The 26,973-nt window shown below is 59.0% G+C and carries 24 protein-coding genes; 9 read left to right on the forward strand and 15 right to left on the reverse strand.

The genetic code is table 11. The features are described from left to right. Positions 1–145 precede the first annotated feature (145 nt). The gene (locus ACWKWM_RS21640; protein ID WP_483848105.1) at positions 146–1,117 is read left to right on the forward strand and encodes an aliphatic sulfonate ABC transporter substrate-binding protein; all 972 of its coding nucleotides are present in this window, start codon (positions 146–148) and stop codon (positions 1,115–1,117) included. After that, positions 1,114–2,454 carry an LLM class flavin-dependent oxidoreductase gene (locus ACWKWM_RS21645; protein WP_483848106.1) on the forward strand — a complete coding sequence of 447 codons (1,341 nt, stop codon included), beginning with the start codon at positions 1,114–1,116 and terminating at the stop codon, positions 2,452–2,454. Before ACWKWM_RS21640 ends, ACWKWM_RS21645 begins: the two co-directional genes overlap by 4 nt. Here the strand turns inward: ACWKWM_RS21645 and ACWKWM_RS21650 are convergent. Both ACWKWM_RS21650 and ACWKWM_RS21655 read right to left on the reverse strand, forming a co-directional pair. Continuing rightward, the gene (locus ACWKWM_RS21650) at positions 2,435–3,019 is read right to left on the reverse strand and encodes a GNAT family N-acetyltransferase (protein WP_483848107.1); all 585 of its coding nucleotides are present in this window, start codon (positions 3,017–3,019) and stop codon (positions 2,435–2,437) included. The genes ACWKWM_RS21645 and ACWKWM_RS21650 overlap by 20 nt on opposite strands. 209 nt (positions 3,020–3,228) lie before the next feature. Beyond that, a complete protein-coding gene (locus ACWKWM_RS21655) occupies positions 3,229–4,014 on the reverse strand; it encodes a sulfite exporter TauE/SafE family protein (RefSeq protein ID WP_483848108.1) in 786 nt (261 codons plus the stop codon). 660 nt (positions 4,015–4,674) lie between these two features. Between ACWKWM_RS21655 and ACWKWM_RS21660 the strand changes: the two genes are divergently transcribed. Then, positions 4,675–5,007 carry a hypothetical protein gene (locus tag ACWKWM_RS21660; protein ID WP_483848109.1) on the forward strand — a complete coding sequence of 111 codons (333 nt, stop codon included), beginning with the start codon at positions 4,675–4,677 and terminating at the stop codon, positions 5,005–5,007. A gap of 54 nt (positions 5,008–5,061) precedes the next feature. Here ACWKWM_RS21660 and ACWKWM_RS21665 read toward each other — a convergent pair whose 3' ends face one another. The 13 genes from ACWKWM_RS21665 to ACWKWM_RS21725 all read right to left on the reverse strand — a co-directional run bounded on the left by ACWKWM_RS21665 (position 5,062) and on the right by ACWKWM_RS21725 (position 19,652). After that, complete coding sequence (locus tag ACWKWM_RS21665) at positions 5,062–7,452, reverse strand: response regulator (RefSeq protein ID WP_483848110.1); 2,391 nt, start codon at positions 7,450–7,452, stop codon at positions 5,062–5,064. An 81-nt stretch (positions 7,453–7,533) separates the two neighbouring features. Beyond that, on the reverse strand, positions 7,534–7,995 hold the full coding sequence (locus ACWKWM_RS21670; protein WP_483848111.1) for a response regulator: 462 nt from the start codon (positions 7,993–7,995) through the stop codon (positions 7,534–7,536). A gap of 19 nt (positions 7,996–8,014) precedes the next feature. Next, positions 8,015–10,276, reverse strand: coding sequence for an ATP-binding protein (locus ACWKWM_RS21675; protein ID WP_483848112.1), 2,262 nt, complete (start codon positions 10,274–10,276; stop codon positions 8,015–8,017). Positions 10,277–10,390: 114 nt separating this feature from the next. Further along, complete coding sequence (locus ACWKWM_RS21680; RefSeq protein WP_483848113.1) at positions 10,391–12,340, reverse strand: response regulator; 1,950 nt, start codon at positions 12,338–12,340, stop codon at positions 10,391–10,393. Next, positions 12,330–13,205, reverse strand: coding sequence for a sensor histidine kinase (locus tag ACWKWM_RS21685; RefSeq protein WP_483848114.1), 876 nt, complete (start codon positions 13,203–13,205; stop codon positions 12,330–12,332). Before ACWKWM_RS21685 ends, ACWKWM_RS21680 begins: the two co-directional genes overlap by 11 nt. Beyond that, on the reverse strand, positions 13,198–14,220 hold the full coding sequence (locus ACWKWM_RS21690; RefSeq protein ID WP_483848115.1) for an anti-sigma regulatory factor: 1,023 nt from the start codon (positions 14,218–14,220) through the stop codon (positions 13,198–13,200). Before ACWKWM_RS21690 ends, ACWKWM_RS21685 begins: the two co-directional genes overlap by 8 nt. After that, entirely contained in the window at positions 14,211–14,615 is a 405-nt protein-coding gene (locus ACWKWM_RS21695; RefSeq protein WP_483848116.1) for an anti-sigma regulatory factor, read from the reverse strand. The genes ACWKWM_RS21690 and ACWKWM_RS21695 overlap by 10 nt, the downstream gene beginning before the upstream one ends. Further along, positions 14,612–14,974, reverse strand: coding sequence for an STAS domain-containing protein (locus ACWKWM_RS21700; protein WP_349800555.1), 363 nt, complete (start codon positions 14,972–14,974; stop codon positions 14,612–14,614). Before ACWKWM_RS21700 ends, ACWKWM_RS21695 begins: the two co-directional genes overlap by 4 nt. Before the next feature lie 4 nt (positions 14,975–14,978). Beyond that, positions 14,979–15,830, reverse strand: a complete 852-nt coding sequence (locus ACWKWM_RS21705; protein WP_483848117.1) for an STAS domain-containing protein — start codon at positions 15,828–15,830, stop codon at positions 14,979–14,981. A 311-nt stretch (positions 15,831–16,141) separates the two neighbouring features. Continuing rightward, positions 16,142–16,621: a hypothetical protein gene (locus tag ACWKWM_RS21710; protein WP_483848206.1), complete on the reverse strand. Its 480-nt coding sequence runs from the start codon at positions 16,619–16,621 to the stop codon at positions 16,142–16,144. A 226-nt stretch (positions 16,622–16,847) separates the two neighbouring features. Further along, the gene (locus ACWKWM_RS21715; protein ID WP_483848118.1) at positions 16,848–17,096 is read right to left on the reverse strand and encodes a hypothetical protein; all 249 of its coding nucleotides are present in this window, start codon (positions 17,094–17,096) and stop codon (positions 16,848–16,850) included. A 334-nt stretch (positions 17,097–17,430) separates the two neighbouring features. Further along, the gene (locus tag ACWKWM_RS21720) at positions 17,431–18,561 is read right to left on the reverse strand and encodes a DUF1615 domain-containing protein (RefSeq protein ID WP_483848119.1); all 1,131 of its coding nucleotides are present in this window, start codon (positions 18,559–18,561) and stop codon (positions 17,431–17,433) included. A gap of 92 nt (positions 18,562–18,653) precedes the next feature. Next, positions 18,654–19,652, reverse strand: a complete 999-nt coding sequence (locus tag ACWKWM_RS21725; RefSeq protein WP_483848120.1) for a GlxA family transcriptional regulator — start codon at positions 19,650–19,652, stop codon at positions 18,654–18,656. Positions 19,653–19,779: 127 nt separating this feature from the next. Between ACWKWM_RS21725 and ACWKWM_RS21730 the strand changes: the two genes are divergently transcribed. From ACWKWM_RS21730 to ACWKWM_RS21755, 6 genes are all read left to right on the forward strand, one after another. Continuing rightward, positions 19,780–20,334: a cysteine hydrolase family protein gene (locus ACWKWM_RS21730; RefSeq protein ID WP_483848121.1), complete on the forward strand. Its 555-nt coding sequence runs from the start codon at positions 19,780–19,782 to the stop codon at positions 20,332–20,334. Positions 20,335–20,796: 462 nt separating this feature from the next. Further along, positions 20,797–22,203, forward strand: a complete 1,407-nt coding sequence (locus ACWKWM_RS21735; protein WP_483848122.1) for a sodium:solute symporter family protein — start codon at positions 20,797–20,799, stop codon at positions 22,201–22,203. 62 nt (positions 22,204–22,265) lie between these two features. Further along, on the forward strand, positions 22,266–23,219 hold the full coding sequence (locus ACWKWM_RS21740) for a 2-hydroxyacid dehydrogenase (RefSeq protein ID WP_483848123.1): 954 nt from the start codon (positions 22,266–22,268) through the stop codon (positions 23,217–23,219). Between the two features lie 169 nt (positions 23,220–23,388). Beyond that, positions 23,389–24,033 (forward strand): HAD family hydrolase, encoded by a 645-nt coding sequence (locus ACWKWM_RS21745; RefSeq protein WP_483848124.1) that lies wholly within the window; start codon positions 23,389–23,391, stop codon positions 24,031–24,033. A 637-nt stretch (positions 24,034–24,670) separates the two neighbouring features. After that, positions 24,671–25,891: a putative DNA modification/repair radical SAM protein gene (locus tag ACWKWM_RS21750; protein ID WP_483848125.1), complete on the forward strand. Its 1,221-nt coding sequence runs from the start codon at positions 24,671–24,673 to the stop codon at positions 25,889–25,891. A 7-nt stretch (positions 25,892–25,898) separates the two neighbouring features. Then, a complete protein-coding gene (locus ACWKWM_RS21755; protein ID WP_483848126.1) occupies positions 25,899–26,795 on the forward strand; it encodes a TIGR03915 family putative DNA repair protein in 897 nt (298 codons plus the stop codon). Positions 26,796–26,973: the final 178 nt, after the last annotated feature.

Raw genomic sequence — 26,973 nt, forward strand, 5'->3', positions numbered from 1 at the left:
AAAACTGATCATTAAACGATCACCACCTGAAAGGCCTTTGATTTACAGGCGTTCAGCCAGTTATCCACAGACATATTCACGCTTTCCGTGGACAACTATTTGTAACGGGGTGCGTTGACTTTTCAATGCAAGGGGCAAAACAAAAATGATCTACAGCAACGCAAAATGGCTATTGGCGGCGACGCTGACAGGCCTTGCCAGCCTCAACACGGCGTTCGCCGAAACCGCACCGCAGTACCCCAAAGAACTGCGCGTGGGGTATCAAAAAGGCAACAGCCTGGTGGTGTTGAAAAACCGCGGCACCCTGGAGAAATCGCTTGCCACTCACGGGGTCAAAGTGATCTGGCGCGAGTTCGCGTTCGGCCCGCCGCTGGTCGAAGGCATCAACAGCGGTGACATTGACATCGGTTTCGTGGGCGCCACGCCTCCGGTCATTGCACAGGCGGGGGCAGCACCAGACGTGACCTATGTCGGCTACAGCGAACCCTACAAAGACAACTACGCGATCCTGGTGCCGAAGGAGTCCAGCGCCAAATCCCTGAGCGACTTGAAGGGCAAGCGCATCGCAGTCGCCAAGGGCTCGGCCGGTCAATACCTGCTGATCGCCGCGCTGGAGCAGGCCAACCTGAAATTGACCGACATCGATGAGGCGTATCTGGGCTACAGCGAAGGCCGCGCCGCTTTTGAACGGGGCGATGTTCAGGCATGGGTGGTTCCCGATCCGCGCCTGGCCGACACCGAACTTTCCAGCGGCGCCCGGCCATTGGTGACCGCGCGTACGCTGCCGGTGCAGTACAGCTTTTATATCGCGCCGCGCCCCTTCGCCAAACGCTACCCCGAAACCCTCGCTGCCGTGCTCAACGAGCTGAACGCCACCGAGCTTTACGCCAAGGGCCACATCGATGAAATCGCTCAGTTGCTCAGCGATGACACCAAAGTGCCCGTGCCGGTCTGGCAACGCGCCCTTGCCCGCCAGCCGTGGGGCGTGCACTTTCCGCTGAGCGACAAAGTCATCGCTGACCAGCAGCAAGTGGCCGATGCGTTCTTTCGCAATCAGCTGATTCCAAAACCGGTCCACGTAGCCGATGCGGTGGTCAACCTGGAGCACGTGCAATGAGCCGCCACATGCACTTGGGCGCGTTCCTCATGGGCGTCGGCCATCACGCTTCCGCGTGGCGGCTACCCGAAGCCGACCCTTCACAGTTGACGCGTCCTGGCTGGTACAAGGCGTTGGCGCAAACCGCCGAGCGCGGCAAATTCGATTACCTGTTTTTTGCTGATCGCCTGGCGTTGTCGGACCGTTATGGCAACGACCTGCAGACCAGCGTGCGCTATCTCGCCAGCCCACGCCTGGATCCGGTGGCAATACTCGGATTGCTGGCCGGGGCGACGTCGCACATTGGCCTTGCGGCCACCGCCTCCACCACCTTCAACGACCCGTATGCCCTGGCGCGCACATTCGCCACCCTGGATCATCTGAGCGACGGCCGCATCGGCTGGAATATCGTCACTTCGACCAACGACGGCGAAGCGCTGAATTTCAGCCGCGAACCGATCCTCGACCACGAAGTGCGGTATCGCCGGGCGCGGGAATTCGTCGAACTGGCGTTGGGGCTGTGGGACAGCTGGGAGGATGAAGCGTTGGTTCACGACAAGGCAAAAGGTGAGTTCGCCAACCCGGACCGCGTGCATTACCTCAATCACAGCGGCGAGTTTTTTGATGTGCGCGGGCCACTCAACGTGACACGCTCGCCGCAAGGCCGGCCGGTGTTGATTCAGGCGGGCTCCTCCGACACCGGGCAGGATTTCGCGGCCAGCGTCGCCGATGTCATCTTTACCGCTCAACCGAATCTTGAGAAAGCTCAGGACTTCTATCGCGTGGTCAATCAGCGCCTGATCGACCAAGGCCGTGCGGCGGGCTCCTTGAAGATCATGCCTGGTGTGATGCCGTTCGTGGGCGCCAGCCGGGACGAGGCCCAGCAACGCTTTGCCGAACTGGAGGAGAACGTGCACCCCCTGGCCGGGCTGGCGCTGCTGTCAGACAGCATGAACCACGATCTGTCGGTCTATCCACTCGATGAACCGCTGCCCGACGTGAAGAACATTCGCGGCAATCAAAGTCGTTTCAAGCTCGTGCAGGAGGTGTCTGAACGCGAGGGCCTGACCCTGCGTCAGTTGGGCAAGCGCTTTGGAGGCAGTCGATCGCACCGGGTGTTGGCAGGGACTGCCAGCCAGATTGCCGATGATCTGCAGGAATGGTTCGAAAGCCGCGCCTGTGACGGCTTCAATGTGATGCCGCCCTACTTGCCTGACAGCCTTACCGATTTCGTGGACCAAGTAGTCCCGGAGTTGCAGCGGCGGGGGCTGTTCCGCACCGAATATCAAGGCTCGACGTTGCGTGAGCACCTGGGGCTGGAGCGGCCGTTGAGCCAGTTCAGCGCTGTTGGGGATTGATCAGCGAGGTGAGGATGTGATCCGCCCATTCACCGTTGATCTTCAGGTAAGCGCGGGCTAAACCTTCGCGCTCGAAACCCAGCGTGGCGAGGACGCGGGCACTGCGTTCGTTGTGTGGCAGGTAATTGGCCATGATTCGATGCAGGCCCAATTCTTCGAATACGTATGCGATCCCGGCGCTCAAGGCTTCATTCATCAGCCCCCTGCCTTGAGCGTGGGCAGCCAGCGCATAGCCCAAGTGACAGGCTTGAAAGACCCCGAGCACGATGTTGCTGAAGTTGCATTCGCCGACGATTTCTTCAGGGTTGTCGTCGGTGCGTTGAGTCAAGACCAGAAAGTGCAAGGCACGGCCGGCGAGGCGTTCTTGCTCGACGTGGGCGATTCGCTGCTCGACCGCGTTCAAACCGAAATAACCGGCCGGGCGAACAGGTTGCCACGGCTGAAGATGATGCCGATTGGCGATGCAGAACTGCTGGAGCGCCGGGGCGTCATTCAGCTGCGGCGGGCGCAGGATCAGGCGATCGGTGACCAGGCGAATTAATGTGGGGTCAGCGATGACGTCCATCAGTGCAGGTCCTTCAGGTCGTGGATCAGCGGTTTATGCACGGATTCGGAGCGTGTCATAAAGGATCCGCTGCTGTGTTATTCGCCATACCCACGCCCCTGTAGGAGCGAACTTGTTCGCGAAACGATTTAACGGGTATGACTCAAAGCCCTCTCGCCAACACGTTGGCTCCTACAGGGTGGTAGCAATATCCGGCTGGGTCAGCGCATTTAAAACGCCAACTTATAGCCAATCGTCACCAGCATCACGGCCAGACACGGGCGCAGGATGTGATCCGGAATCCGGCCGGTCAGGTGGCTGCCGATGTAAATCCCCGGCAGCGAGCCCATCAGCAGGAAACATAACATCGACCAATCCATGTTGCCCATGCTGGCGTGACCAAGCCCTGCGACCAGGGTCAGCGGAACGGCGTGAGCGATTTCCGTGCCCACCAGGCGACGAGTGTCGAGAAACGGGTACAGCAAAAACAACGCCACCGTCCCCAGTGCCCCTGCGCCAATAGACGTCAGCGCCACCATTACACCGAGCACCACCCCGGTGATCACCGTCAGCAAATTCAATGTCCGGGGACTCATGCGGTAATGATCACCGGCATGTTTCTGGGCGAACGCAAGCAAGCGTTTCTTGAAAAAAATGGCCAGCGCCGTCAGCAGCAGCACAATCCCCAGCGCCTGCTTGATGACCAGGTTCATTGCATCCGGCGCCGTGTGCAGCGTACTCAGGTACCAAAGCGTCAACGCTGCCGCCGGAACGCTACCCAGGGTCAGCCAGCCGGTGATGGTCCAGTCGATGTTGTCGTTTTTCTTGTGAACCAGTACGCCGCCGCTTTTGGTGATAGCGGCATACAGCAAATCTGTTCCGACAGCGGTGGCGGGATTGATGCCAAACCACAGCAAAATAGGCGTCATCAACGAGCCACCACCCACTCCGGTCATGCCCACGATAAAACCGACCACCAGGCCTGCGACGACGAAACCTGCATTGCCAAAATCCATTGTGATACCCGACACCTGCATGAAAGCGGTAAAAAACTGGACCGCAGGATATCGATGTTCTTATGAAGAGCCTATATCGAAAGGATCTATCGTTATAACCAACGCCACATAACGGCGTCTGCCGAAGGCGTAGCCCAGAATCAAAAACGCCTAGCGCCACAGATCTGCTTCTGCCCGAAGGGCGTAGGAGTCCGGCTTGCCGACGATGGGGTGCGAAGCGGCCCCAATCCAGCCACCCGTTTCATTTGACACACACTACTGCGAAACAGACCGGCGACAGCTTCCACCATCAATCTGGTTAATGACCACCATGAATCCGGGTTTCTTTCGATTCGCGCTCATGTGCGTAACATAGCGAGCACGCCCACTTCACCGAGTTACTCGCCATGCTCATTCACGCACTCAACATCGTCGCCCTTACTGCCGTTACTGTGTTCGCGGTCAATCGATACTTCTTTTTCGCTGACCTGATTAAAGCGGCCACCATCGAAGAGCAATTTTGATCCACTTCGACAACGCTGATTTTCGACAATTGTTCGTAACGCAGGCTCCGTCGTCTTTCTATTTCTCCGGCCGCCGTTCAACATAGACCGCTCTAAGCGCGCGCAGTCGAACGTGCCGCTCCCCTAAGATCTACCGACGGCTTTCAGGATGAAATTGATGCGCTTTTTTGTGATGACCGGTTCGCTTTCTTTGTTACTGGCAGGCTGCGGCTCTACCCCGAACAACCCGTCAGTCAATCTGGATACCAAAAAGACGCCCGCCGATTACGTGGCATGCGTGTATCCGAAATGGCAGAAAGCCAAACCAGAAGCGACCCTGACTGAAAGCAAGAACCACTTCAAAATACTGATTGCCAGCAAAATTGCCGCCGATGAGATCCTCGAAGTGTACAAGGGCAACCCCAACACCCGGGTTTTCCTCTATCAGCGCACGCCCCTGTCTTCCCTGGTGCCGAACAATCTTGAGAAAGCCGTACGCGAGTGCCTGTAAGGCGTGAGCCGTGCCCGAACTAAAAAGCCCGAAGCGCACACTGACGGCACTGCGTCAAATCGGCTCGGTTTTCCTCGCCTCAAACGCCTGCACCAGCTTGGCGGCCAGCTCTTCTTCGCGATAGGGCTTTTGCACGATCAACTGCTGGTCCACATTCAGAATATCGGTGTCGGCGAACCCGGTGATAAACACGATTGGCAAATCCGGATAGCTGCGAGTGACGATATCGGCAAGCTCCGCACCGGTCATGTTAGGCATGGCGAAGTCGGTGAGCATCAAGTCGACGCTGCTGTTTAACTTCCTCAGGGCGTCATTGCCGTCCTCGGCTTCGATCACCGAGTAGCCCAGTGCATCGAGCATCATCACCGTCACGGCACGCACGTTGACGTCGTCATCGACCAGCAAGATGGTGCGATCGGCAACGCCACGCGCGGCGTGCCCGGTCAGCCCCGGCTGAAGGGTCGCGCGTTGAACCGTATCCGGAATGCTCGGCAGATAAACCTTGATCGTCGTACCGACGTTTTGCTCGGTGATGATACTGACGCCGCCACCGGACTGCTTGGCAAAGCCGAACACCTGCGCCAGCCCCAGCCCCGAGCCCTTGCCCACTTCCTTGGTGGTGAAAAAGGGCTCGAACGCTTTGGCCAGCACCTCCTCACTCATGCCCGACCCCGAATCCCCCACCGACAGCACCACATAAGCGCCGGGTTCCGGGTCTTCGGGGCGTTGTGGTAAGCGATAAACCATCTCGTTGTAAGTGTGCAGGCTCAGCTCACCGCCTTGAGCCATCGCGTCGCGGGCATTGATCGCCAAGTTGAGGATGATCATTTCGGTCTGGGTCGGGTCAACCAGCGCACTCCACAAATCATCCGCCAACGACGTCTGGACCCACACGCTGCCGCCCAACGCCCTGCCGAGCAATTCGCGCATGCCATCGATCGTGTGATTGAGGCTCAGCGGCACTGGCTCAAGACGCTGGCGACGGGAGAACGACAGCAATTGGCTGGTGAGCTTGGCTCCGCGCTCCCCTGCTTCCTTGATGTTCTGCAGGCGACTGGCGGACTTGGTGAATACGCCCTTTTCCAGATCCCGGGCCAGGAAACTGGCGCTGGTTAGGATGACCGTGAGCAGGTTGTTGAAGTCGTGGGCGACACCTGCGGTCAACTGCCCGACCACTTCCAGACGCTGCATCTGCTGCAGCGCTGCTTCGACCTTTTCGCGCTCCTTGATTTGCTCACGCATGCGCTTGTTGGTGGCGGCCAGCTCATCGAGCACGGCGCGTTCGCTGGTGATGTCACGCACGGCGGCGTACATCAGGCCGTCGTCCGGCACCATGGTCCAGGACAACCAGCGATAGCCATCATGGGCGTGGCGCATGCGGTTGACGAATCGGCTGGTGACGTTGCCACCGCCGACATTTTCAGTTTCGCGCAGTGTGGCCGCCAGATCGTCAGGGTGAACCAGATCGCGCAGCCGTTGCCCGGTCAGTTCCGAACGGCTCCAGCCCAACGTCGATTCCCAAGCGGGATTGAGCGCAATCGGCGTCATGTCAAAACGCAGCACGCCCAACAATTCGCGCGACAGCTCCCAGGTACGGTCGCGTTCACGGGTGCGTTGCACCACTCGCTCGCCCAGGGTTTCGTTTAGCTGATGCAGCGCCTGAGTGCTGCGTTTGCGTTCGCTGATGTCTTGTATGACGCCGGTGAAGCGCACGCATGTGCCGTTTTCGAAGAGCGAGCGACCGTTTGAAAACACCCATCGCTCGCCATCACCTTCGACCAGCACGCGGTGCTCGGCCTGAAACCCGGTGTCAGCGAGCAAGGCAGCGTCGACCTTGCAGCGCAACATGGCCCGGTCATCCGGATGGCAATGGTCGAACATGAACGCCATGTCGACGTGGGCGTCCACCTCTAAGCCGTACAGCGCCTTGCAGCGTTCATCCCAAAACAGCGTCTGGCTGAGTGGATCGTATGTCCAGACGCCCATTTCAGCCGCTTCGATAGCCAGATGCGCGCGCACCTCGGCGTCCTGCAGCGTTTGCTCGGCCAACCGACGTTTCTGCCGTTCACGGACCTCTGCCACCGCACGATTGACGGCTTTGGGCAGCATCTTGAGATTTTGCTTGAGCACATAATCGACCGCGCCCAAGCGCATCATCTCGACGGCGTGCTGCTCGCCGAAAATACCGGACAGAAAGATAAAAGGGATGTGCGGCGCGACGCGCAGAGCGCAGTGCAGTACATCGGCGCCGGAGGAGCCGGGCAACAGGAAATCGCACAAGATCAGATCGAAGTGCTGCGCCGCCAATGCCCGCTCGACGCCATGATGGTCGTAGACAAGCGTCGACTCGATTTTGAGACCGGCCCGTTCGAGGGTGAGCAGCGTCAGCTCTGCGTCATGCGGGCTGTCTTCAACCAGGAGCAACTTAAGAAGCGATAGCGGCATGAATGATCGTCGGTGGTATCGAAAAGACTGGCGCCGCTGTCACTGGATCCAAGTGATCAAGGGCGCCGGATAAGTCGGTCGTCAGGAATTGGGGCGGCGAGTCAGGCGCAACGAACCGGGAGGTGGTTCATTGAGCACGGCCCAAAAAATGCCTAAATCGGAAATGGCCGACACAAACTCCTTGAATTCGACCGGCTTGACGACGTAAGCGTTCACCCCCAATGCGTAAGCGCGTTGCAGATCAGGCTCTTCGCGCGATGAGGTGAGCATCACCACAGGAACGCTGCGCAGCTCCTCGGATTCGCGGATAGCCTTGAGCACTTCCAGGCCATCGACTTTCGGCAGTTTCAGGTCCAGCAGCAAGACTGCCGGATTCCCGATGTTTCGGTCGCTGAAGGCATTGCGGCGAAACAGGTAATCCAGCGCTTCGGCGCCGTCGCGCAGAACAATCACCTCGTTGGCCAACTGGCTGCGCTCAAGCGCCACCAGGGTCAGTTCGAGGTCGTTAGGGTTATCTTCAACCAAGACAATAGGTTTCAACATTGGGCGTCTCCCTGGACACTCAAAGGGTTACATTTAAACTGCGCTTGGGCAGGGAAAAGAAGAACGTTGCGCCCTGCCCCAGTTGGCCTTCGCCCCACACTTTACCATCGTGACGCTCGATGATTCGGCGTACGCTGGCAAGGCCGATGCCGGTGCCTTCGAACTCTTCCATACGATGCAGACGCTGGAAGACGCCAAACAGCTTGTCCGCGTACTGCATATCAAAGCCCACGCCGTTGTCCCGGATGTACACCACGGTTTGCTCATCAGCTTCATAAGCGCCGATTTCGATGATGGCCGGGTCACTGTCTCGCGTGTACTTGATAGCGTTGGACACCAGATTACGCAGCGCCAGATGCAGCAAGGCAGCGTCGGCGACCATCACCGGCAACGATTGCGGTATTACCCACTCAACGGTTCGGCCGTGATAGTCCGGGTACATTTCCCGGCGAATAGCCTCAACCAATGCATGCAAATCGACTTCTGAAAAGCGCATGGCCGAACGACCCATCTGCGAGAAGCTCAGCAGATTGTCGACCAGCGTGCCAGCAAACCGGGCGGATTCACCGATATTGTCGAGAAAACGCTGGCCACGCTCCGACAATTTGCTGGCCTCGATATCACCCAGCAGCTCGGCATACCCTGCGATATGCCGCAACGGCGCGCGCAGATCGTGGGAAACGCTGTAAGAAAACGCTTCGAGTTCTTTGTTGGATTTCTCCAGTTCCTGGGCAAGCTCAGCCATTTCTTCGGCCTTGCGCAACACGATCCCCAGCACGGCGGCGCGTAATTCAACCACGCCTTCGGTGTCCAGGGCATCCCAGGGCGCCGAGAAGCCGCTCACCGTTTCCTGCCAGATATCGAAGCTGTGACGCGGGCTGAGTGCTCCGCTGGCGCTGACCGATTTTTCCGGCCTGCCCGCCCACTTCACCAGAAGCGTGCGTTCGGGCTTGAACCACAGGATGAAGTTGGAATGCAACTGCGATATCGCCACCGACAACACGCCCGCCACCGACTCGGCAAGTTCGGGCAACTGAGGAATATCACGTCCCACGTTATCGGAGTGGAAGACCTCCGAACCACCGCGCGACGTCAGCCATTCAGTCAACGCGACGACCTGCTCGCGGGGCGGCGTCTGCCCGTAAACATCCACGGCGGAACCTGACACCACGGCGGCACCGGAGGCACGCACGAAACTCAGCAAAATGTCAGGCACCGAGCGCAGCCCGCGGTTGACACTGTCCAGATCAGCCATGGCGGCCAGCATCTGCACGATCTGCCGACGCAGACTCAGCAGTCTCTGGTTATTGGCCTGAGCTTCCTTGGTTTCGATCTGCAACGACAGCGCACTGCCCAACAGCTCACAGGCCGTACGGGTTTGAAACCGCACCGACCGAGGGGTGGCGTGATGACAGGAAATCAGCCCCCACAACCGGCCGCGTACCACGATCGATATCGACATCGACGCGATGGTTTTCATGTTGCGCATGTATTGCAGGTGCACTGGCGACACACTGCGCAGCGCAGCAAAGCTCAAATCCAGCGGCTTACCGGTGAGGGGGTTGTCATTGGGCACCAAGGCTGAAGGCAGGTAATCCGCATCTTCGATGACGCGAATACGATTAGCGATGTAGAGCGCCCGTGCCTGGGGCGGAATGTCCGACGCAGGGAACGTCAAGCCCAGATAGCTCGGATAATCGGCATCAACGGATTCGGCATTGACGCAGCCGTTGCCGTCTTCGTCGAAGCGATAGGACTTGACCCGCCCGAATCCGGTGATGCGCTTGATCTGCTCCACCGAACGCTTGCACAGCTCATCAATCGATTCCGCTTCATCCATGTGACCGATGAAAGTACGCATCAGCGGGTAGACGTTGCTGTAGGCGCCGGTCATGTCGCCGGCGGGCTCGAACTCGGCGATCAGCACCTGATCGTGCCGGTGAATCATCATGTCGATCGGGGTACCGGCACGGCTGCCGTTGCGAAAGCTGACCTCGCCGACATGGAAGGGATTCTGGTCGTCCTCAGGCAGGGATTTCAGGACGGCGGCCAGGCGATCAACCTGATGGATGACACTGCCAAGCGTTGCGCCTATCAACGCGTCCGCTTGGATGCCCAACCAGGTATCGACGTTGGCACTGACCTGCACGATCTGCAGGGAGGGTTCATCGATCACCAGCATGAAGCCATGGGGCTGGATACTGCCGGGGATCTGGATCGGTTCGCGAGCGCAATTATCGATTGCGCTCTGCAAGTCTTGGTCGTTCACGTTGTGGAGCAAAACCGGTTCTCCTTCAGGTCCCGATCAAACGGTAAACGATGGGCTCGCATAAGCCCAAACGTTAAGCGCGATGAGTGTTTGGGGGGATTGATCGACAGCATGCGCAATTGTCGCTTAACGCTCAATGCTGTCGAGCATGTGACTGACCTTCTCAAGGAACTCATTGAGCTGGAAAGGTTTGACGATCATGTCCATGCGGTCACCGAGAAAATCGTGACGGTTGAGGGCATTTTCGGCGTACCCGGTCATGAACAGAACCGGCAGACTCGCTCTCCAGCGGCGCGACAATTGTGCCAATTCGCGGCCATTCATGTGCGGCATCCCGACGTCTGTCAGCAACAGATCGATGGAGCTATCGTTTTCCAGCAGCGCCAAGGCCGTGTGCACATCCGCCGCCTGAGTGCACCGGTACCCGGCATCTACCAGCACTTCGTTGACAAACATCCGCACCGACGCTGTGTCTTCGACGATCAGAATGTGTTCCCCGGCGCCGGGCTCCACGGGTGATGATTTTTCAGGGGCTGCGACCATCTCGTCAGTACCCGCCGGAAGCATCAGCGTGACCTCGGTGCCATGTCCGACGGCACTGCGGATGTGCACATCGCCACCGGACTGGCGAGCGAAGCCGTACAGCGTGGACAAGCCAAGCCCGGTGCCTTCGCCGATTGGCTTGGTGGTGAAAAACGGATCGAACACTTTGTCGATCACATGGTGCTCGATGCCCATGCCGTCATCGCGCACGGTCAGCGCAACATAAGGCCCGTCCTTCAAGCGCGGGTTGCCCTGAGAATAGGCCTCAAACGTGGTGATCCAGATATTGCCGCCGTTGGGCAAGGCGTCCCGGGAGTTGATCACCAGATTGAGCACGGCGCTTTCCAGCTGGCTTGAATCCACCAGCGCTATCGCGGTTTTGGAAGTCAGTTCCAGGGTCAGGGTGACGCGCTTGCCGATGGTTCGACTGAGCAGATCCTCAACCGAACGCACGTGTTTGTTGATGTCGATGGCCCGCGCGTCAAGGGGCTGCTGCCGGGCGAACGCCAGTAAACGATGCGTCAGGGCGGCCGCGCTGCGGGCTGAGGCCAGCGCTGCATCGGCGTAGGTCAGCACTTTGTCGAGCCGATTGTCCTGGGTGCGCTTCTTGATCAGTTCAAGACCAGTAGTAATGCCGGTCAGCAGGTTGTTGAAGTCATGGGCGATGCCGCCGGTGAGCTTGCCGATGGCGTCCATTTTTTGCGCCTGGAGCAACAGCGCTTCGCTACGCGCCCGCTCGGCGACTTCATGTGCCAACTGCGTACTGACCGAATGGAGCAGTTGGCGTTGCGACTGCTCGCGGCGGCGCTGCTCGGTGACGTCCTCGACAAACACCAGGCTCAGGCCCGGCGTACGGTAAGGCGACACCTGCCATTCGGTTTCGCGGACGTCGCCCTTGACGCGCATGCTCAGGGTGCCTTTCCAGCGTTCATCCTGCTGCAAGGCGTCGCGCAACCCCTGAAGCACCGTGCCCTGATCGTCGGCAAAGCTCTGCGCCAGGCTGGTTTCTGCGGCGTCATGGGCAATCAGCTGCGCAAACGCGTGGTTGCACTCCTGGACCTTGAGCGTCTTGTCGATGACCGCAATGGGCGCCGAGACATTCACGAAAATCTCGCGAAAGCGGTCTTCGCTGTCGCGCAGGGCGTATTCGGTATCACGCACGCGCAACAAGGTGCGCAACGTGGCGAGCAGCACGTCCGGGTCAACCGGGTGAACCAGATACGCGTCGGCGCCGGCTTCCAGTCCAGTGACGATATCGCCGGTCTGAATCGACGCTGCCGACACATGCACCACCGGTAACAACGCAGTACGCGGATCTGCGCGCAGCATGCGCACAATGTCGAAACCGCTCATGTCGGGCAGATTGACGTCGAGGATCAATGCGTCTGGCAGCTCGGCGGCGATCATCTCAAGCCCCTCGGTGCCGGTCCCGGCCTCGAGCACGATGAATCCCTGACGCTCCATGCGCCGACGCAGCGCATAGCGCGTGGCGGCGTTGTCATCAACGATCAGCAAGCGACTGTCACGCTTCATCGCTGTGCTCCTGGGCAAGCGTCAACGGGATGATCACAAAGAACGTCGAGCCGACTCCGGGTTCACTTTCAACCCCGACGCGCCCGCCCAACAACTCGGCGAAGCGCTTGCACAACGACAATCCCAGGCCGGTGCCACGCAGACGCTTCTGCAGCGGCGAATCGACCTGTGAGAAATCTTCGAACAGGGCGCCGTGCATTTCGACCGGAATGCCAATGCCCGTATCGCTGACCGCGAAACGAATGGCGTCCTCACCTTCGAGCCGCGCAGACACGCGCACTTCGCCGCGTTGAGTGAATTTCAACGAGTTGGAAATAAAGTTGCGCAGGATCTGCGCGAGTTTTTTGTCATCGGTGAACAGTCGTGGCAGGCCCACCGGTTTTTCAAAAATCAGGTCCACGGTCGAGGCATCGACGATGGGGCGGAACATCCCCCGCAATGCCGAGAACAGGTCGAACATGTCAAACCAGGCAGGGGAAATGGTGATGCGCCCGGCTTCGATCTTCGCCAGATCCAGCAAATCATCAACCATTTCGCTCAGCTCGCGAGCGGCCGTGCTCACAAAAATCACTTGCTTGTGCTGCTCAGGACTGAGAGGGCCATCGAGCTCATCGGTCAACAGGCTGGCGATGCTCAAAATCGAGCCCAGCGGCGTGCGGAACTCATGGCTCATGTACGACAGAAAGCGACTTTTGAGGTCCGAGGCCTGGCGCAGCTGATCAGCCTGGGTATCGAGTTCGGCGTACAGCGCCAGCACGCCCTGGTTGGTTTCGTCCAGTTCGCTGCGCAGCGCTACAGCTTCGTCACGCAGTTGCTTGAGTTCCTGAGACTCATCAGGTGCGTCATGAGCGGGAAGGTCAGACATCAAGCGTCTCCATGGCGATTACCAAAACCGTTACGTCATCCGTTGCGCGACAGAAGTCGCGGTGCAGCACCGCCGCGATAATAGCCGGGTGGCGGAACATCAGACCCGGATAATCACGAAGATTCCAGCGCGATTGCAGTCCATCGCTGTACATGACCAGAAGCTGGCCCGCACATTCGGGATAATCGAAGACCTGGTGCTTGCGAAATTGCAGCCCGACGATGCCTGGATGCGAAACCAGACCCCGGGTTTTCTCGCCGCCTACCAGTGTGGCGCCGATGTTGCCGATACCAATGAACTTCAATGCTTGAGCGTCACCTTCGTACTGCGCGACTGCCACTGCGCCGCCACGACTGCCGCGCATTTGGTGATGCATGTCGTCAAGCAGCCAGCCGGGCGTTGCAAACGGCTGGCGATGAAACGCATCGGCGCCGGCCATCGCAGCGGCCTCGGCATCTTCGCCGTGCCCCAGGCCATCAATGACCAAAACGCTGATGCGCGGCCCGTCGATGGCCAGCCCCCAGACATCGCCACAGGCAGGGTCTTGGCGCAGGGAATGTTGCGTCACGCCGACCCGCAGGTCTTTGAACGATGAGGCTTTAGGATAGAAACGTGTCAGCAACACGGTTCCGCGGCTGTCGGTATGCACATCGAACACGTCGGCCTGACGCTGGATCGAGCCCAGGCCAATGCCTTGGGTACCCCGCGTAGAGAACCCGTCTTCAAGGCCTGCATTCAGATTGAAGCCCGGCCCTCGGTCCACGGCAATCACTTCAACACCCTGCACAGCCGACTGAGCACTGACAAGGGTGCGCAGGTGCAACTCGCCACTGCGCGCATGCTTGAGAATGTTGCTCGCAAGCTCCGTCACAACCAGCGCAACTCGACCTGCGTCAACGGCGCTAAAGGCCAGGTCTTCAGCGAGTTTCTGCGCGGTGCGTCGCGCATAGCCCACTTGGCTGATGTCTTCGACGGGGATCACGAGCGTCAGGCTGGTACGAAGGTTCAGGTCCATTTGGCGATCATCACCCGGGTACCTTTGCCGGGTGCGGTGTCCAGTTCAAAGTCGTCCACCAGGCGTTTGGCGCCCGTGAGCCCCAGACCCAGGCCACCGCCAGAGGTCCAGCCATCGGTCATGGCAAGTTTAAGATCCGGAATGCCTGGGCCTTCATCGCGAAAAGTAAGGCGCAGCCCGACCCGAAGACCGTCCTCGACAATTTCCCAATCCATGTCACCGCCGCCGCCGTACACCATGGTGTTTCGCGCCAGCTCGCTCACGGCAGTGACCAACTTGGTCAGGTCGATCAAGCGCAGGCCGCATTCCTGCGCCAGTTTGCGCGCCGTCTGACGCGCCAGCACCACATCCTGTTCGATACGAATGGCCTGACTGCCGCTGCTGCGCACGTTCATTGCGAATACGCCCGCTCGCGCAGCAGCTTCATGCCGCGCTCGACGTTCAACGCGGTGCTGACACCGGGCAGCGTCATGCCCAGTTCGACCAGCGTGATCGCCACCGCAGGCTGCATGCCGACCAGGACGGTTTCGGCGTCCATGATGCGCGACAGGCCGGAAATCATGCCGATCATGCGACCGATGAAGGAGTCGACCATGTCCAGCGCGGAGATGTCGATCAACACGCCACGGGCCGAGGTATTGCTGATGCGTTCGGACAGGTCGTCCTGCAACGTCAGGGCAAGCTGATCGTGCATGTCGACCTGGATAGTGACCAGCAAGAAGTCGCCCATCTGCAAAATCGGTATGCGCTCCATCCGCTTACACCGCCTTGCTGACAGTGACACCCAGACGACGCAACGCCAGGGCCAAGGCATCGGCCAGATTGGCTTTGGTGACGACGCCCTGCAGATCCAGCCCAAGGTGAACGATGGTCTGAGCAATTTGTGGACGCACGCCGCTGATGATGCAATCGGCACCCATCAGGCGAATGGCGGTAACGGTTTTCAGCAAATGCTGGGCCACCAGGGTGTCGACCGTTGGTACGCCGGTGATGTCGATGATGGCGATTTCCGAACCGGTGTCGACGATGCGTTGCAGCAGCGACTCCATGACCACTTGGGTGCGCTGGGAGTCGAGGGTGCCGATCATCGGCAGCGCCAGCACGCCGTCCCACAGTTTGACAACAGGGGTCGACAGCTCCAGCAGTTCTTCCTGCTGACGCTTGATTACCGCTTCACGGGACTTCTGGAAAGTGCGAATGGTGTGCATGCCCAGCGCGTCGAGCAGCTGGGAAATTTCCCAAAGTTGCTCAGCTAATTGCTCCGGTTGATTGGCGTATTCGGCCTGCAACATGGAGAACAGCGGGCCTTTAAGCGAGAAGATGAAATTCGCGGTTTGTTGCGAGTCCTGACCGTTGATGGCCCGATTGTGTGAAAGCTTTTCAAGAAACTGGCGGGTCTCGTCCCATTCGGCGGACGTAATGCTCAGGGACGAACCGCGCTCTGTCACGCTGGTGAGCAGGCGGAGAAACTCGGAGGTCTGTTGTTTGAGATCTTCTGCCTTGAGGTTCCGGGAGCCACCGCTCTTTTCCAGGTCCGACAGCCACTGGCTGGTCAGTTGTGCATCAGATGTTTTCAATGCGTCGACGGTGCGCTGTTGCAGTACTGCCATGTGACTGAACTCCTGTGGCTTCTTCAACTAATGTGTCTTGGTGACTGCATCGGCTGAAGAACGCTGAAAAATTGGGGCTTGGCTAAGGCGTAAGTGAGTCTAGGTCATGCTGCGCCTGGCAGCACACGCTCAATGGACGCGCAGAAATACCGACACGCGCCGATGGTGTCAAGGCAACATCACACGGCGTGCGTCGTTCATGTTTGGGTTTAATTTCGTTGAATACGATAGCAAGCACGCCTGGCGTTTGCATCTATCTCGCTGGCGGACTGGAAAGCGGCAACTGAAAACCGCTTTCTCAAAGAAACGGATCAAAACGCCGACCCGCTGACCTGCGCGTAAATCGAAAACGCGCCAAGCAGAAACCAGAAGCCGCTGAACAACCAGGGCGTTCGCATCGAGAACATCAACGACTTGCGATAGCCCTTCTCGCTCGACTCGTGCTCGCTGAACAAGGGCGAGTCGTCGTAGGCCAGCCCCATGGCAGGGGAGCTGTGCAGCAATTGGCTCTGTTTGAAGTGCCAATGGTCGATGATTTCGTACGCCGAACGGATGCCAGGCCAGGCATGCATCGAGCTGATCAGCCCCAACAGCGTCAGAAAAGGCGGCACGACCAAAGTGAACAGCTTGCCCCACTCTGGGTTGAGGTTGGCCATGGACGAGGCAAACGCGATCACCAGAAATGATTGCGCTGATAAATAAGCGTTGGTGCGGTTGGAAAGAATGGTGGTCTCGTACTGGATTTCACGGCGATAGAAATCCAGGCGGTCCTTGGGGGAGCCAAACAGCATGACCTCGGCTGCCTGAGCCTGCGCCTCGCTTTGAGCAGAGACGGGCGTGCCGGGAGGGACGGGGGTAGTGATGATTTCTGACACAGCAGACTCACGATTTCAGAACAGCGTTTCCAAAGACAGCGAGCCAGCATAGATAAGATCCAAACCGGCCCAGGCCTGGCTAGCCAATCAGCAAAACTGACGGCTATCTCAGCTCATCGGACAACTGATTTGCCTGATCGGCTCAGGACGTGTGCCTGGAAGACGGAGCCGGGGGCTGGTTCCAGTCTTCAGGCCGCACATCGGTCGGCGGCTCATTCCAGTCTTCCGGGCGAGCGTCCGCTTGCTGATCCTGAATCACCTTTTCTTCGAGTTCCTGGTTCTCGGCGATGTCTTCGTCGTCCATCGCATCCGGGTCCAGATCACTTTCAATCGGGGTGGTCGGCGGCACGCTGGTGGGAATCACGGTCGGGTTTGCAGGATCAACTGACATACACACCTCGAATGGCTCAAGCCCGGACAATCCGGGCATCTAATCGGTTGGAGAGCGATATGCCGCGTGCGTGCGGTTGACAGGACAGACGGTCAACGCCAAAGCCGGAGATCCAAAGTGGGAGCGGACCTGTCCGCGAAAGGGCCCGCACATCGGACACTTCTTCGGCGTCTGACAATCAACCTTCGCGGGCAAGCGCGCTCCTACAGCAGATCTGGGGCATCAACAACGCTGCATCTGACTCAAAGCCCTGCAGGAGCGCGCTTGCCCGCGATCTGCTGCGCAGCGGCAGTAGAACCTGTGAATGCGGTGTGTCAGGCGTAACCGAAATACCTTACTTCAACGCCCCCGAAGCCCGGGCCATGCATTTCATGCGTCGCTCTTCCACCCGCTGGGCGAACCAGGCGGTGGTGAGTTTGCGGGTGATCTTCGGGCTTTCCAAGACGATGCCCGGCAGGATTGCCCGGGGCAATGGTTTGCCGGCGGCTTTGTCCGCCAGCGCGAACACGTCCTGATAAAGGTCAGTCTGTTCAAACTCCAGCGTATCGCCCTTATCCAGCTGACTGCGAATCGTGGTGTTGCGCATGTCCAGTTGGCGGTGCAAAGAACGCACTGCCTGCTCGGTGGCGCCGATGGACGGGCTGAATCCATAACTGATCAAATCGCCATCCAGCGCCAGACGGGTCCCCGACAAGCGGCTCACTGCACTTTGAAAAGCAGCGTTACGGCTGGCGTACCACCCCGCATTGAAGTCGGCAAAACGATAGATCGGCTGGCTGTAGCTGACCGGATATCCCAACAGATGCGCGATACCGAAGTACATCCCGCCCCGGCGCGTAAACACCTCATGGCGAATCGAGCCCTCGACCGTATAGGGGTAATCCCGAGACTGACGCTCTGCGAATTCAATGCTCACTTGCATCGGCCCTGCGGTGTGTACCGGGTTGAAATTGCCGAATAGCGTCTTGCCCATCGGCACCATGCCAATGAAGTCATCAAAAATAGCGCTCAGATCCTTTTCCGTGCGCGCCGCGTCCAAGCGCTCGCTATAGGTCTTGCCAGTGGGGGACCGAATATCCAGCGCTGAACGCACCAGTAAATTGGGGACATGAACCTTGCCAGCGCGGCGGTCGATTTCATCCCGGGCGATCTTGCCCATCCCTGGCACTGGCGGGTCGACCTGATAGTTGGATTCCTGCTCGGCGACGGCGAGTACCGAACACAGATTTTCGACACTGGGCTCAATGTCCTGCGCATTGAAGGCCGTATAGATATCGGTCGCCCAGCCTTGCCGATCGGGGACGCTTGCCGGCATCAAGCGCACGATCTCGGCACGAACTACCTCAGGTGCCGGCGGCGGCGAGCGTTTGGGTTGCGAGCTACAGGCGGCCAGCAGCGCCGTCAGCAGCACCACGGAAATAGCAGGAAGATGCCGCAAAATGGAGGTCGGACGCGCTGGGTGCATGTGTTCTCGATAGTGAGTCGGGCCGAATGAGCCATGTGGACCTGCGGGCAGACCAGATGATTCAGCGCCCGAATGGTTTCGCTTGCAGCTGATCATCCACGCAGTGCCGTCGCAGGCGCAGTCATACCGAATTTGCTGCGGTAGTCACTCGGCGTCAACCCGGTGATCTTTTTGAACAGGGCGCGGAAGGTCGCAGGGTCCTGGTAGCCCACTGTCCAGGCGATGTGATCGACAGTACTGTTAGTGAATTCGAGCATTTCACGGGCCTTGCCGACACGCAGGTGCTGGCAATATTCGGTAGGTTTGAGCCCGGTGGCTGCACGAAACCTGCGCAAGAACGTTCGGGCTTCAAGCCCCGCAGTTTTTGCCATTTCCGGTAATGACACATCCACCGCCCCACTCGCCTGCAGCCAGTGCTGCACCTTCAACACCGCGCCGTCGCCGTGCCCAAGTATCGGCGCGAAATTACTGCCGCACTGTTGCGCGCTGTTGGTGTGCTCGACGACCAGAAAACGCGCAGTGCCGGTGGCGATGCTCGGACCCAGCAAACGATCAACCAGACGCAACCCCAGCTCGGACCACGCCATCAGACCTGCGGTAGTAATGAGGTCGCCGTCATCGATGATCGGCTTCTGCGCGTGCACCTTGATCTGCGGGAACTGCTCGGCGAGCGCTTGTGCCTGCGTCCAGTGAGTAGTGGCAGCGCGACCGTTGAGAAGACCGGTGTGCGCCAGCACGAAAGCGCCCACGCAAACAGCCCCCAGTGTCGCCCCTTTGGCGTGATGTTCCAGAAGCCAGCGGCCAATGCCCTGCAATTCGGGGGTCGTCGGCAATCCACCCAGCGACGGCGGGATCAGCAACGCCGCCAATGATCCCGCGTCTCCCTCATGGCTGTTGAACACCTGTTGCGGATCGCCGCCCCTCTCGGCACGCCAGTGGCTGACGCGCAGGATGGGCAATTGGTCGGCCTGATGCTCAGCGGCAATCCGGTTGGCTACCGCAAACAGATCGGTCAGCCCATGCACGGCCGCCGTTTGCGCGCCGGGATAGAGCAACACGCCGATGTCGACCACCGTCCGCTCAACCGTCATTGTCATTTTTCCCTCGCCTAATGTCGGTGCAGCCGATCCCTGAACCTGCCGATCTGGCCAATACTTCGTTTCACAGCACGGGTATCCCAACCGCGCGTTCACCCACCCCTTCATCGAGGCAAATAACATGTCCACACAAGCGCTCATCGTAGTCGATATCCAGAACGACTACTTCCCGGCCGGCAAGTGGCCTCTGGTCGGCATCGAAGCCGCCGCCGATAACGCCGCGCGGATCATTAACGCAGCACGTGAAGCCGGGCAATTGGTGGTGCACGTTCGCCATGAGTTCACCACCGACGATGCGCCCTTCTTCGCACCGGGCTCAGAGGGCGCAAAATTGCACCCCAAGGTCATCAACCGACCAGAGGAGCCCGTGGTCCTCAAGCATTTCATCAACTCGTTTCGCGACACTGACCTCAAATCGATTCTTGATAAACACGCTATCGACGAATTGCTGATCATCGGCGCCATGAGCCACATGTGCATCGACGGCATCACCCGTGCGGCCGCGGACCTTGGCTACAAGGCCACCGTCGTGCATGACGCCTGCGCGTCGCGAGATCTGGAGTTCAACGGCATAACAGTGCCAGCAGCGCAGGTGCACGCGGCCTTTATGGCGGCATTAGGTTTTGGCTATGCGGGGACGGTGTCGACCGAGGAGTATCTGGCGAGCGCCCGATAAGCGTTTCCCGAAAGAGAAAGGAAGGCTTCACAAGGGCCATAAATTGTCTAAAAACGTTTCGAACCCTAGACAAATGGCCCTTGAACAATACCGCCGTGCGTGTAGGATATCGTTAGTTGTACGACGACGTATAACGACAGCTTCGTATTGTGTTGCCCTTTCAACGTAAATAACGAGCCTCTAATAAGAATGAACTCACACACACGCACCCCCTCCCCGCACGTCTACGCCCTGGCTTTATTGCCCGAGCCTCCTCTTGTTTTTCGACATTTACCGCCACCGGCCAGGCACTAGTCGCCAGGCAATACCGTGGGTGGATATCTGTCGGCTGTGATTTGAGGCTTCGTTGTCATACGACATCTGGCCCTGCAGCTCACGATCAACATCCCGCTTGAAGCCGTGCCGTTCGTGCGCGTCGTTTCCCTATGAACCGGACCCTGAACACGGGTGATGGAGAGAAACATGGACTTAAGAATAACAATCATCCTGTGCCTGACCGTTGGCTACTTCGTCGTGATGTCGTATATCGGCTACAGCGTGCGCAAACACGCCAACAGCAGTGACGGCTTCACTGGCGGCGGCCGCAGCTTTCCACCGTTCCTGATCGGCGCGCTGTTGCTGTCGGAGTTCATCGGCAGTTCGGTGAGCATCGGCACTGCACAAAAAGGTTTCGAGGCCGGTATTTCTGCCGCCTGGAACCTGGTCGCATTGTCACTTGGCTTCCTGCTGCTGGCCTTGGTGCTCGCCAAGAAGTATCGCGAGACAGGCCTCAACACCATCTCCGGCATCTTGGCGCAGAATTACGGCCAAGGCGTGCGTTACGCCGCATCGATCCTGACCATCTGCGCGCTGAGCATCGTCTCGGTGGCGCTGTATGCCAGCGGTGGCGCGGTACTCGCAGCGGTATTGAACATCGACAAGACCCTGGCGATTCTGATGGTCGGCGTGATCACGGTGTTCTACGTCAGCCTCGGCGGCATGCGTTCGGTGGTCTACACCAACTTCGTCCACGCCATCGTCAAGTACATCGGCATCGCCCTGGCGCTGGCGTTCGCACTTAAAGCCAGCGGCGGCATCGGCAACCTTCAGGCCAATCTGCCCGAGAAGATGTTCGACCTGACCGGTGTGGGTTGGGGCCAGATCTTCGCCTGGATGATCGGCGGCGTCGGCTCTATCTTCGCCACCCAGTACGTGATTCAGGCTTTGGTCAGCACCAAGGATGAGAAGACCGCCAAACGGGCGTGCTTCTATGTCTCTTCGTTGATGATTCCGTTCGGTTTGATGGCCGCCCTGATCGGCATGTGCAGCGCGTTCCTGTACCCCGGGATTAAATCCATCGACGCCTTCCCGGTACTGATCGCCCACATGCCGACCTTCTCCGCAAGCCTGGTGGTAATCGGTCTGGCGGGCGCTTTGTTCGGCGGGATCTCGGCCAACACCCTGGCCTCCGCAACGCTGGCGATGAAGGACTTCTACGACCCGTTCTTCAACAAGGAGAAAAACGATCGCAAGTCGGTGATCTTCATTCGTATCGCGATCATGGTGATCGGCTTCCTGCCGCTGATCCTGGCGCTGTATGCGGACAAGATTCTGCTCATCGCCTTCCTCGGCAAAGCCCTGCGCGCGACCCTCGCGGTCATCGTGCTGCTGTGCTTCTATGCGCCGAAATTCGGCACCGGACGTGGGGCGCTGGCGGGTGTGATTCTCTCCGTCTTCTCGACCATCGGCTGGTTCCTGGCGGGCAACCCTTACGGCATCGACAGCTCATACTTCGCGTTGTTCTCACCCATGCTGACCATGGCCGTGTCGGAGCTGTTCAAATCTCGTGGCGGCGACATTCCGCAAACCGCGCTGAACAAAAACGCCTGAGCCCCCCTCACATGAAAGCGCGGCATCTGCCTGTGATGCCGCGCGATTGAAAGGAGAAAAACATGTCCTACAAAAAAGGCGAAGTACTGGTCTGGGGTCCGATGCACGCATCGCTGACCGAAGGCTTGAATCGCGACTTCACCGTGCACAACCGCTGGGAAATAAAGGACCTCGACGCCTGGGCCACCAGCCACGGCGACAAGGTGCGCGGCATCATCACCAGTGGCGTATATGGCGCCGATAATGCGCTCCTCGATCGCCTGCCCAATCTGGAAGTCATCAGCAGCTTCGGCGTGGGCTACGACGCAGTAGATGCGGACTACCTCGCCAAACGCGGGATCAAACTCAGCAACACCCCTGACGTGTTGAACAACGCCGTCGCCGAAACTGCACTGGCATTGATGCTGTGCGTGTCGCGCAAGATCAGCGAAGCCGAACGCTTCGTGCGCGCCGGCAAATGGGCCACCGGCAAATTCCCGCTGGGCAACGATCTGTCGGGCAAAACCTGCGGTATCGTCGGGCTGGGCAAAATCGGCAAGACCATCGCCAAACGTGCCGCCGCGTTTGACATGAACATTGCCTACTTCCGTCGCGGGCAAGCATATTCGGATGTGCCCTACACCCATTACGCCGATTTACAGGCGCTGGCGAAGGCGTCGGACTACCTCATCGTCATCGTCCCAGGCGGTCCGGACACCCAGCATCTGATCAACCGCGACGTGCTCAAGGCACTGGGTTCCAAGTCCTACCTGATCAACGTTGCCCGCGGTTCGGTGGTGGACGAGCAGGCGCTGGTGGCTTCGTTGCTGGAGAAGGAAATCGCCGGTGCCGGGCTCGATGTGTTCGAAGACGAGCCAAATGTGCCCGCAGAATTGTTGACTCTCGACAGCGTCGTGCTGACGCCGCACATCGGCAGCGGCACGTTCGAAACGCGCCAGGCCATGGCGGATCTTGTGTTCTCCAACATCAGCAGCTATTTCGATAACGGGACGCTGGTTACGCCGGTCACGTTGTAACACGCCCCCGCCTGCCCCGCTGCACGGCCTGAAGGCACGCTTTCAGGCCTCCTCTTACGCTCCGGCGTTGCCCAACCGCCGATCATCTCTCACGCGCTTGTGCCAACTTTTCTGGATAATGCCGGTCCATACGGCCCTGAGCTTAAAACGTGAACCGGGAGAATCCTGTTTGAATATTGCTGGCATCATCTTCGATTGCGACGGAACACTTGTAGACAGCGAACGTCTTGCGGCAGGCCTGCTGCGCGACGTTCTTCATGAGCATCAGGTGTCACTGAGCGTCGAGGAAGTGCTGACGCGTTTTCGCGGCGTGCAGTTTGCGCTGTGCATGGAGGGTTTGTGCGCTGACTATCCCGGATTACCCGGGGATGCTGTGGAGGCATCGTTCAGAAGTCGTACCCTGCCGCTGCTGCGTGAAAAACTTGAGGAAATGCCCGGTGCCGTGGACTTTGTTCGTGGGCTGGATTTGCCGAAATGCGTAGCCTCCAACGGGCCTCGCAGCAAGATCGAAACCTGTCTGAGCACCGTGGGTTTGCTCGATGATTTTCAAGGTTTGATTGTCAGCGCTTATGAAGTCCAATCCTGGAAACCTTCACCGATCCTGATCGAAAGCGCAGCGCAGTTGCTGGGATTGTCGGCCCGGCAGTGCCTGTTGGTGGAAGACAGTGTGCCGGGCGTGCTCGCCGGATTGGGCGCTGGTGCTCAAGTGGCGGGTTACGGCGAGACTGATTTTTCCGAGTTTCACGATCATGCCAATTTCCATCGGGTGAAGGATTTCGGCGAGCTGAAGAGTCTGGTTCAGCGGATGAGTTGACTGGCGTATCGTTCTTTGGGCTTTCCTGTGGGAACGGCGGCGTTGCTGAAACTCCGGGCTTGTGAATACCCTTGGGAGCGGACCTGTCCGCGAAGGGGCCAGTACATCCAACGCATTTTTATCGTCTGAACCAACGCTTTCGCGAACAGGTTCGCTCCCACAATAGGTCTGAGGCGCTGCTGATTTCTCGACCTGACATCAAGCCTCGCTCCAACAAGTCGGAAGCGCTGGCGGCCTGGAGTCCAACGCAAAACCGGTGGGAGCGGACCTGTCCGCGAAGGGGCCAGTAAATCCAACGCATTTTTATCGTCTGAACCAACGCTTTCGCGAACAGGTTCGCTCCCACAATAGGTCTGAGGCGCTGCTGATTTCTCGACCTGACATCAATCCCGTTGGGAGCGGACCTGTCCGCGAAGGGATGCTGTCAGGCGCCAAATAATGGTTGATCAAGCAAGCCTCTTCGCGGACCGGTCCGCTCCCACATGAGAATTGGGGAGTTGCTGAAACTCCTGACTCCTAACGGGGCTACTCACACCCTTCATCCGTCCATCGCACACCCGCAAATCCACTCAACCGACGCTTGTGAGCTGTGACACAACCCGATACTGTACATAAAACCAGTATCCGGATGTGTCCCATGCAGTTGATCGACAAGCTGAGCATTCTCGCCGATGCCGCCAAGTACGACGCTTCCTGCGCCAGTAGCGCTGCGCCCAAGCGCAGTTCGGAGGGTAAATCCGGGCTGGGTTCGAGCAATGGCATGGGCATTTGCCACAGCTACACCCCCGATGGGCGCTGCGTCTCGCTGCTGAAAATCCTCCTCACCAACTTCTGTCTGTACGACTGCCAGTACTGCGTCAACCGCCGCTCAAGCGACGTACCCCGCGCGCGTTTCAGCCCAGAGGAAGTGGTCACCTTGACCCTGGACTTTTACAAGCGCAATTGCGTCAGCGGACTGTTTCTCAGCTCCGGAATCATTCGTTCGGCCGACTACACCATGGAGCAGCTGATCCGCGTCGCCAAACTGTTGCGCGAGGAACACGAGTTCCGGGGTTATATCCACCTCAAAACTATTCCTGAAGCCGACCCTCTGCTGATCGAAGAAGCCGGTCGCTACGCCGATCGTCTGAGCGTCAATATCGAACTGCCGACCAGCCTGAGCCTGCAGACCCTGGCACCGGAAAAAGAAATGGGCTCGATCAAGCAGGCCATGCAGACCATCTACACCGGTCAGCAAACCGTGCTCAACGAACCCAACGCGCCGCGCTTCACCCCTGCCGGGCAAAGTACGCAAATGATCGTCGGCGCCGATGACACCGACGACAGCACCATCCTGCACAGCGCCGAAGCCTTGTACGGCGACTTTCGCCTCAAGCGCGTTTACTACTCGGCGTTCAGCCCGATTCCCAATAGCCCGAAAAGCGTACCGCTGGCCGCCCCACCTTTGATGCGCGAGCACCGCTTGTACCAGGCGGACTTCCTGTTGCGCAGTTACGGCTACAAAGCCGATGAATTGCTCAAAGGCCCGGGCGATCTGGCGCTGGACATCGATCCCAAGCTGGCCTGGGCGCTGGACAACCGCGACGTGTTTCCGCTGGATCTGAACCGCGCGGAACCGGCAATGATCGCGCGCATCCCTGGCATCGGGATTCGCACCACCAAACGTCTGGTGGAGTTGCGTCGCCAACGGCGTATTCGCTACGAAGACTTGACCCGCCTGCGGTGTGTGCTGGCCAAGGCGCGGCCGTTCATCATCACCAGCGATTACCACCCGCGTCAGGCTGACACCACCAGCCTGCTGCTGCGCGAGCAGATGCGTGATCGTCCACAGCCGCAGCAACTGGGATTGTGGGGGTAAGGCGCCGATGATCAGTCTTGATTGCGACGATCTGTTCGACACTTGGAGATCGCAAGCGCGCTGGTTGCTCAGTCACCAGATCGACCCGGCGCAGGTGAGTTGGAGCGTTGCGGATGACGCTGACCTGTTCGCCAGCGACACGCATTATCCCGAGGAACCAGGACCGTTTCAGGCGCGCATCCCGCTGGCTTTGCTCGAGCTGTTAAAGAACGCCGCACAGTATCGCGGCGATCAGCGCTGGAGCCTGCTGTACGAGGTGCTATGGCGCGTCAGTCACGGCGATCGAACGGCCATGCTCGCGGGCGACAAACTGGGCAGCGAGTTGCATCGGCGGCTCAAACAGGTCAGCCGCGAAGCCCATCACCTGCATGCGTTTTTACGTTTCGTCGCGTTGCCCCATGACCCGGCCGCCCCAGGCGAGGATGAGCTGGCGAAAGCGGCTTTGCTCGACACGCCCAATCTGCCGCAGTACGTGGCGTGGCATGAGCCGGCCCACGACATTTTGCACACGGCCAGCGAGCATTTTATCGGGCGCATGGGGCGGCATCGCTGGATGATCGCGACGCCTCAAGACGGGGTTTTTTATGATGGCAAAAATCTGATCCATCGCCGGGAGTGCCCCGACACTTGGCGGCAATTGGCGAAAAACGCGGACGATCCTTATGGTCAGTTGTGGCTGACCTACTACAGCCACATTTTCAATCCGGCACGCTTGAACCCCAAAGTGATGCAAGGCCACCTGCCCGCGCGGTTCTGGAAAAACTTGCCGGAAGGGCCGTTGATCCCGGCCTTGATCAGCGAAGCCCGGACTGGCAAACAACGGGATGGTCAGGCCAGTCAGATCGCCTCACGCCCCGGCAAGAAAATCCGTGGCGACAAGCAAGCGCCAAAGGTTGGTCTGTAGGAGCCAACTTGTTGGCGAGAAGGACTACTCGCCATGCCAGGCAGGACGCCTCGCGAACAAGTTCGCTCTTACAGCATTTGCGTTGGATCGAAGAATCAGCCACGACTCAAATCCAGTGTGGGAGCGAACCTGTTCGCGAAGGCGGTGTGTCAGGCGATAGGTATTCAGTGGATGTACC

The organism is Pseudomonas rosaeacicularis (assembly GCF_057128745.1).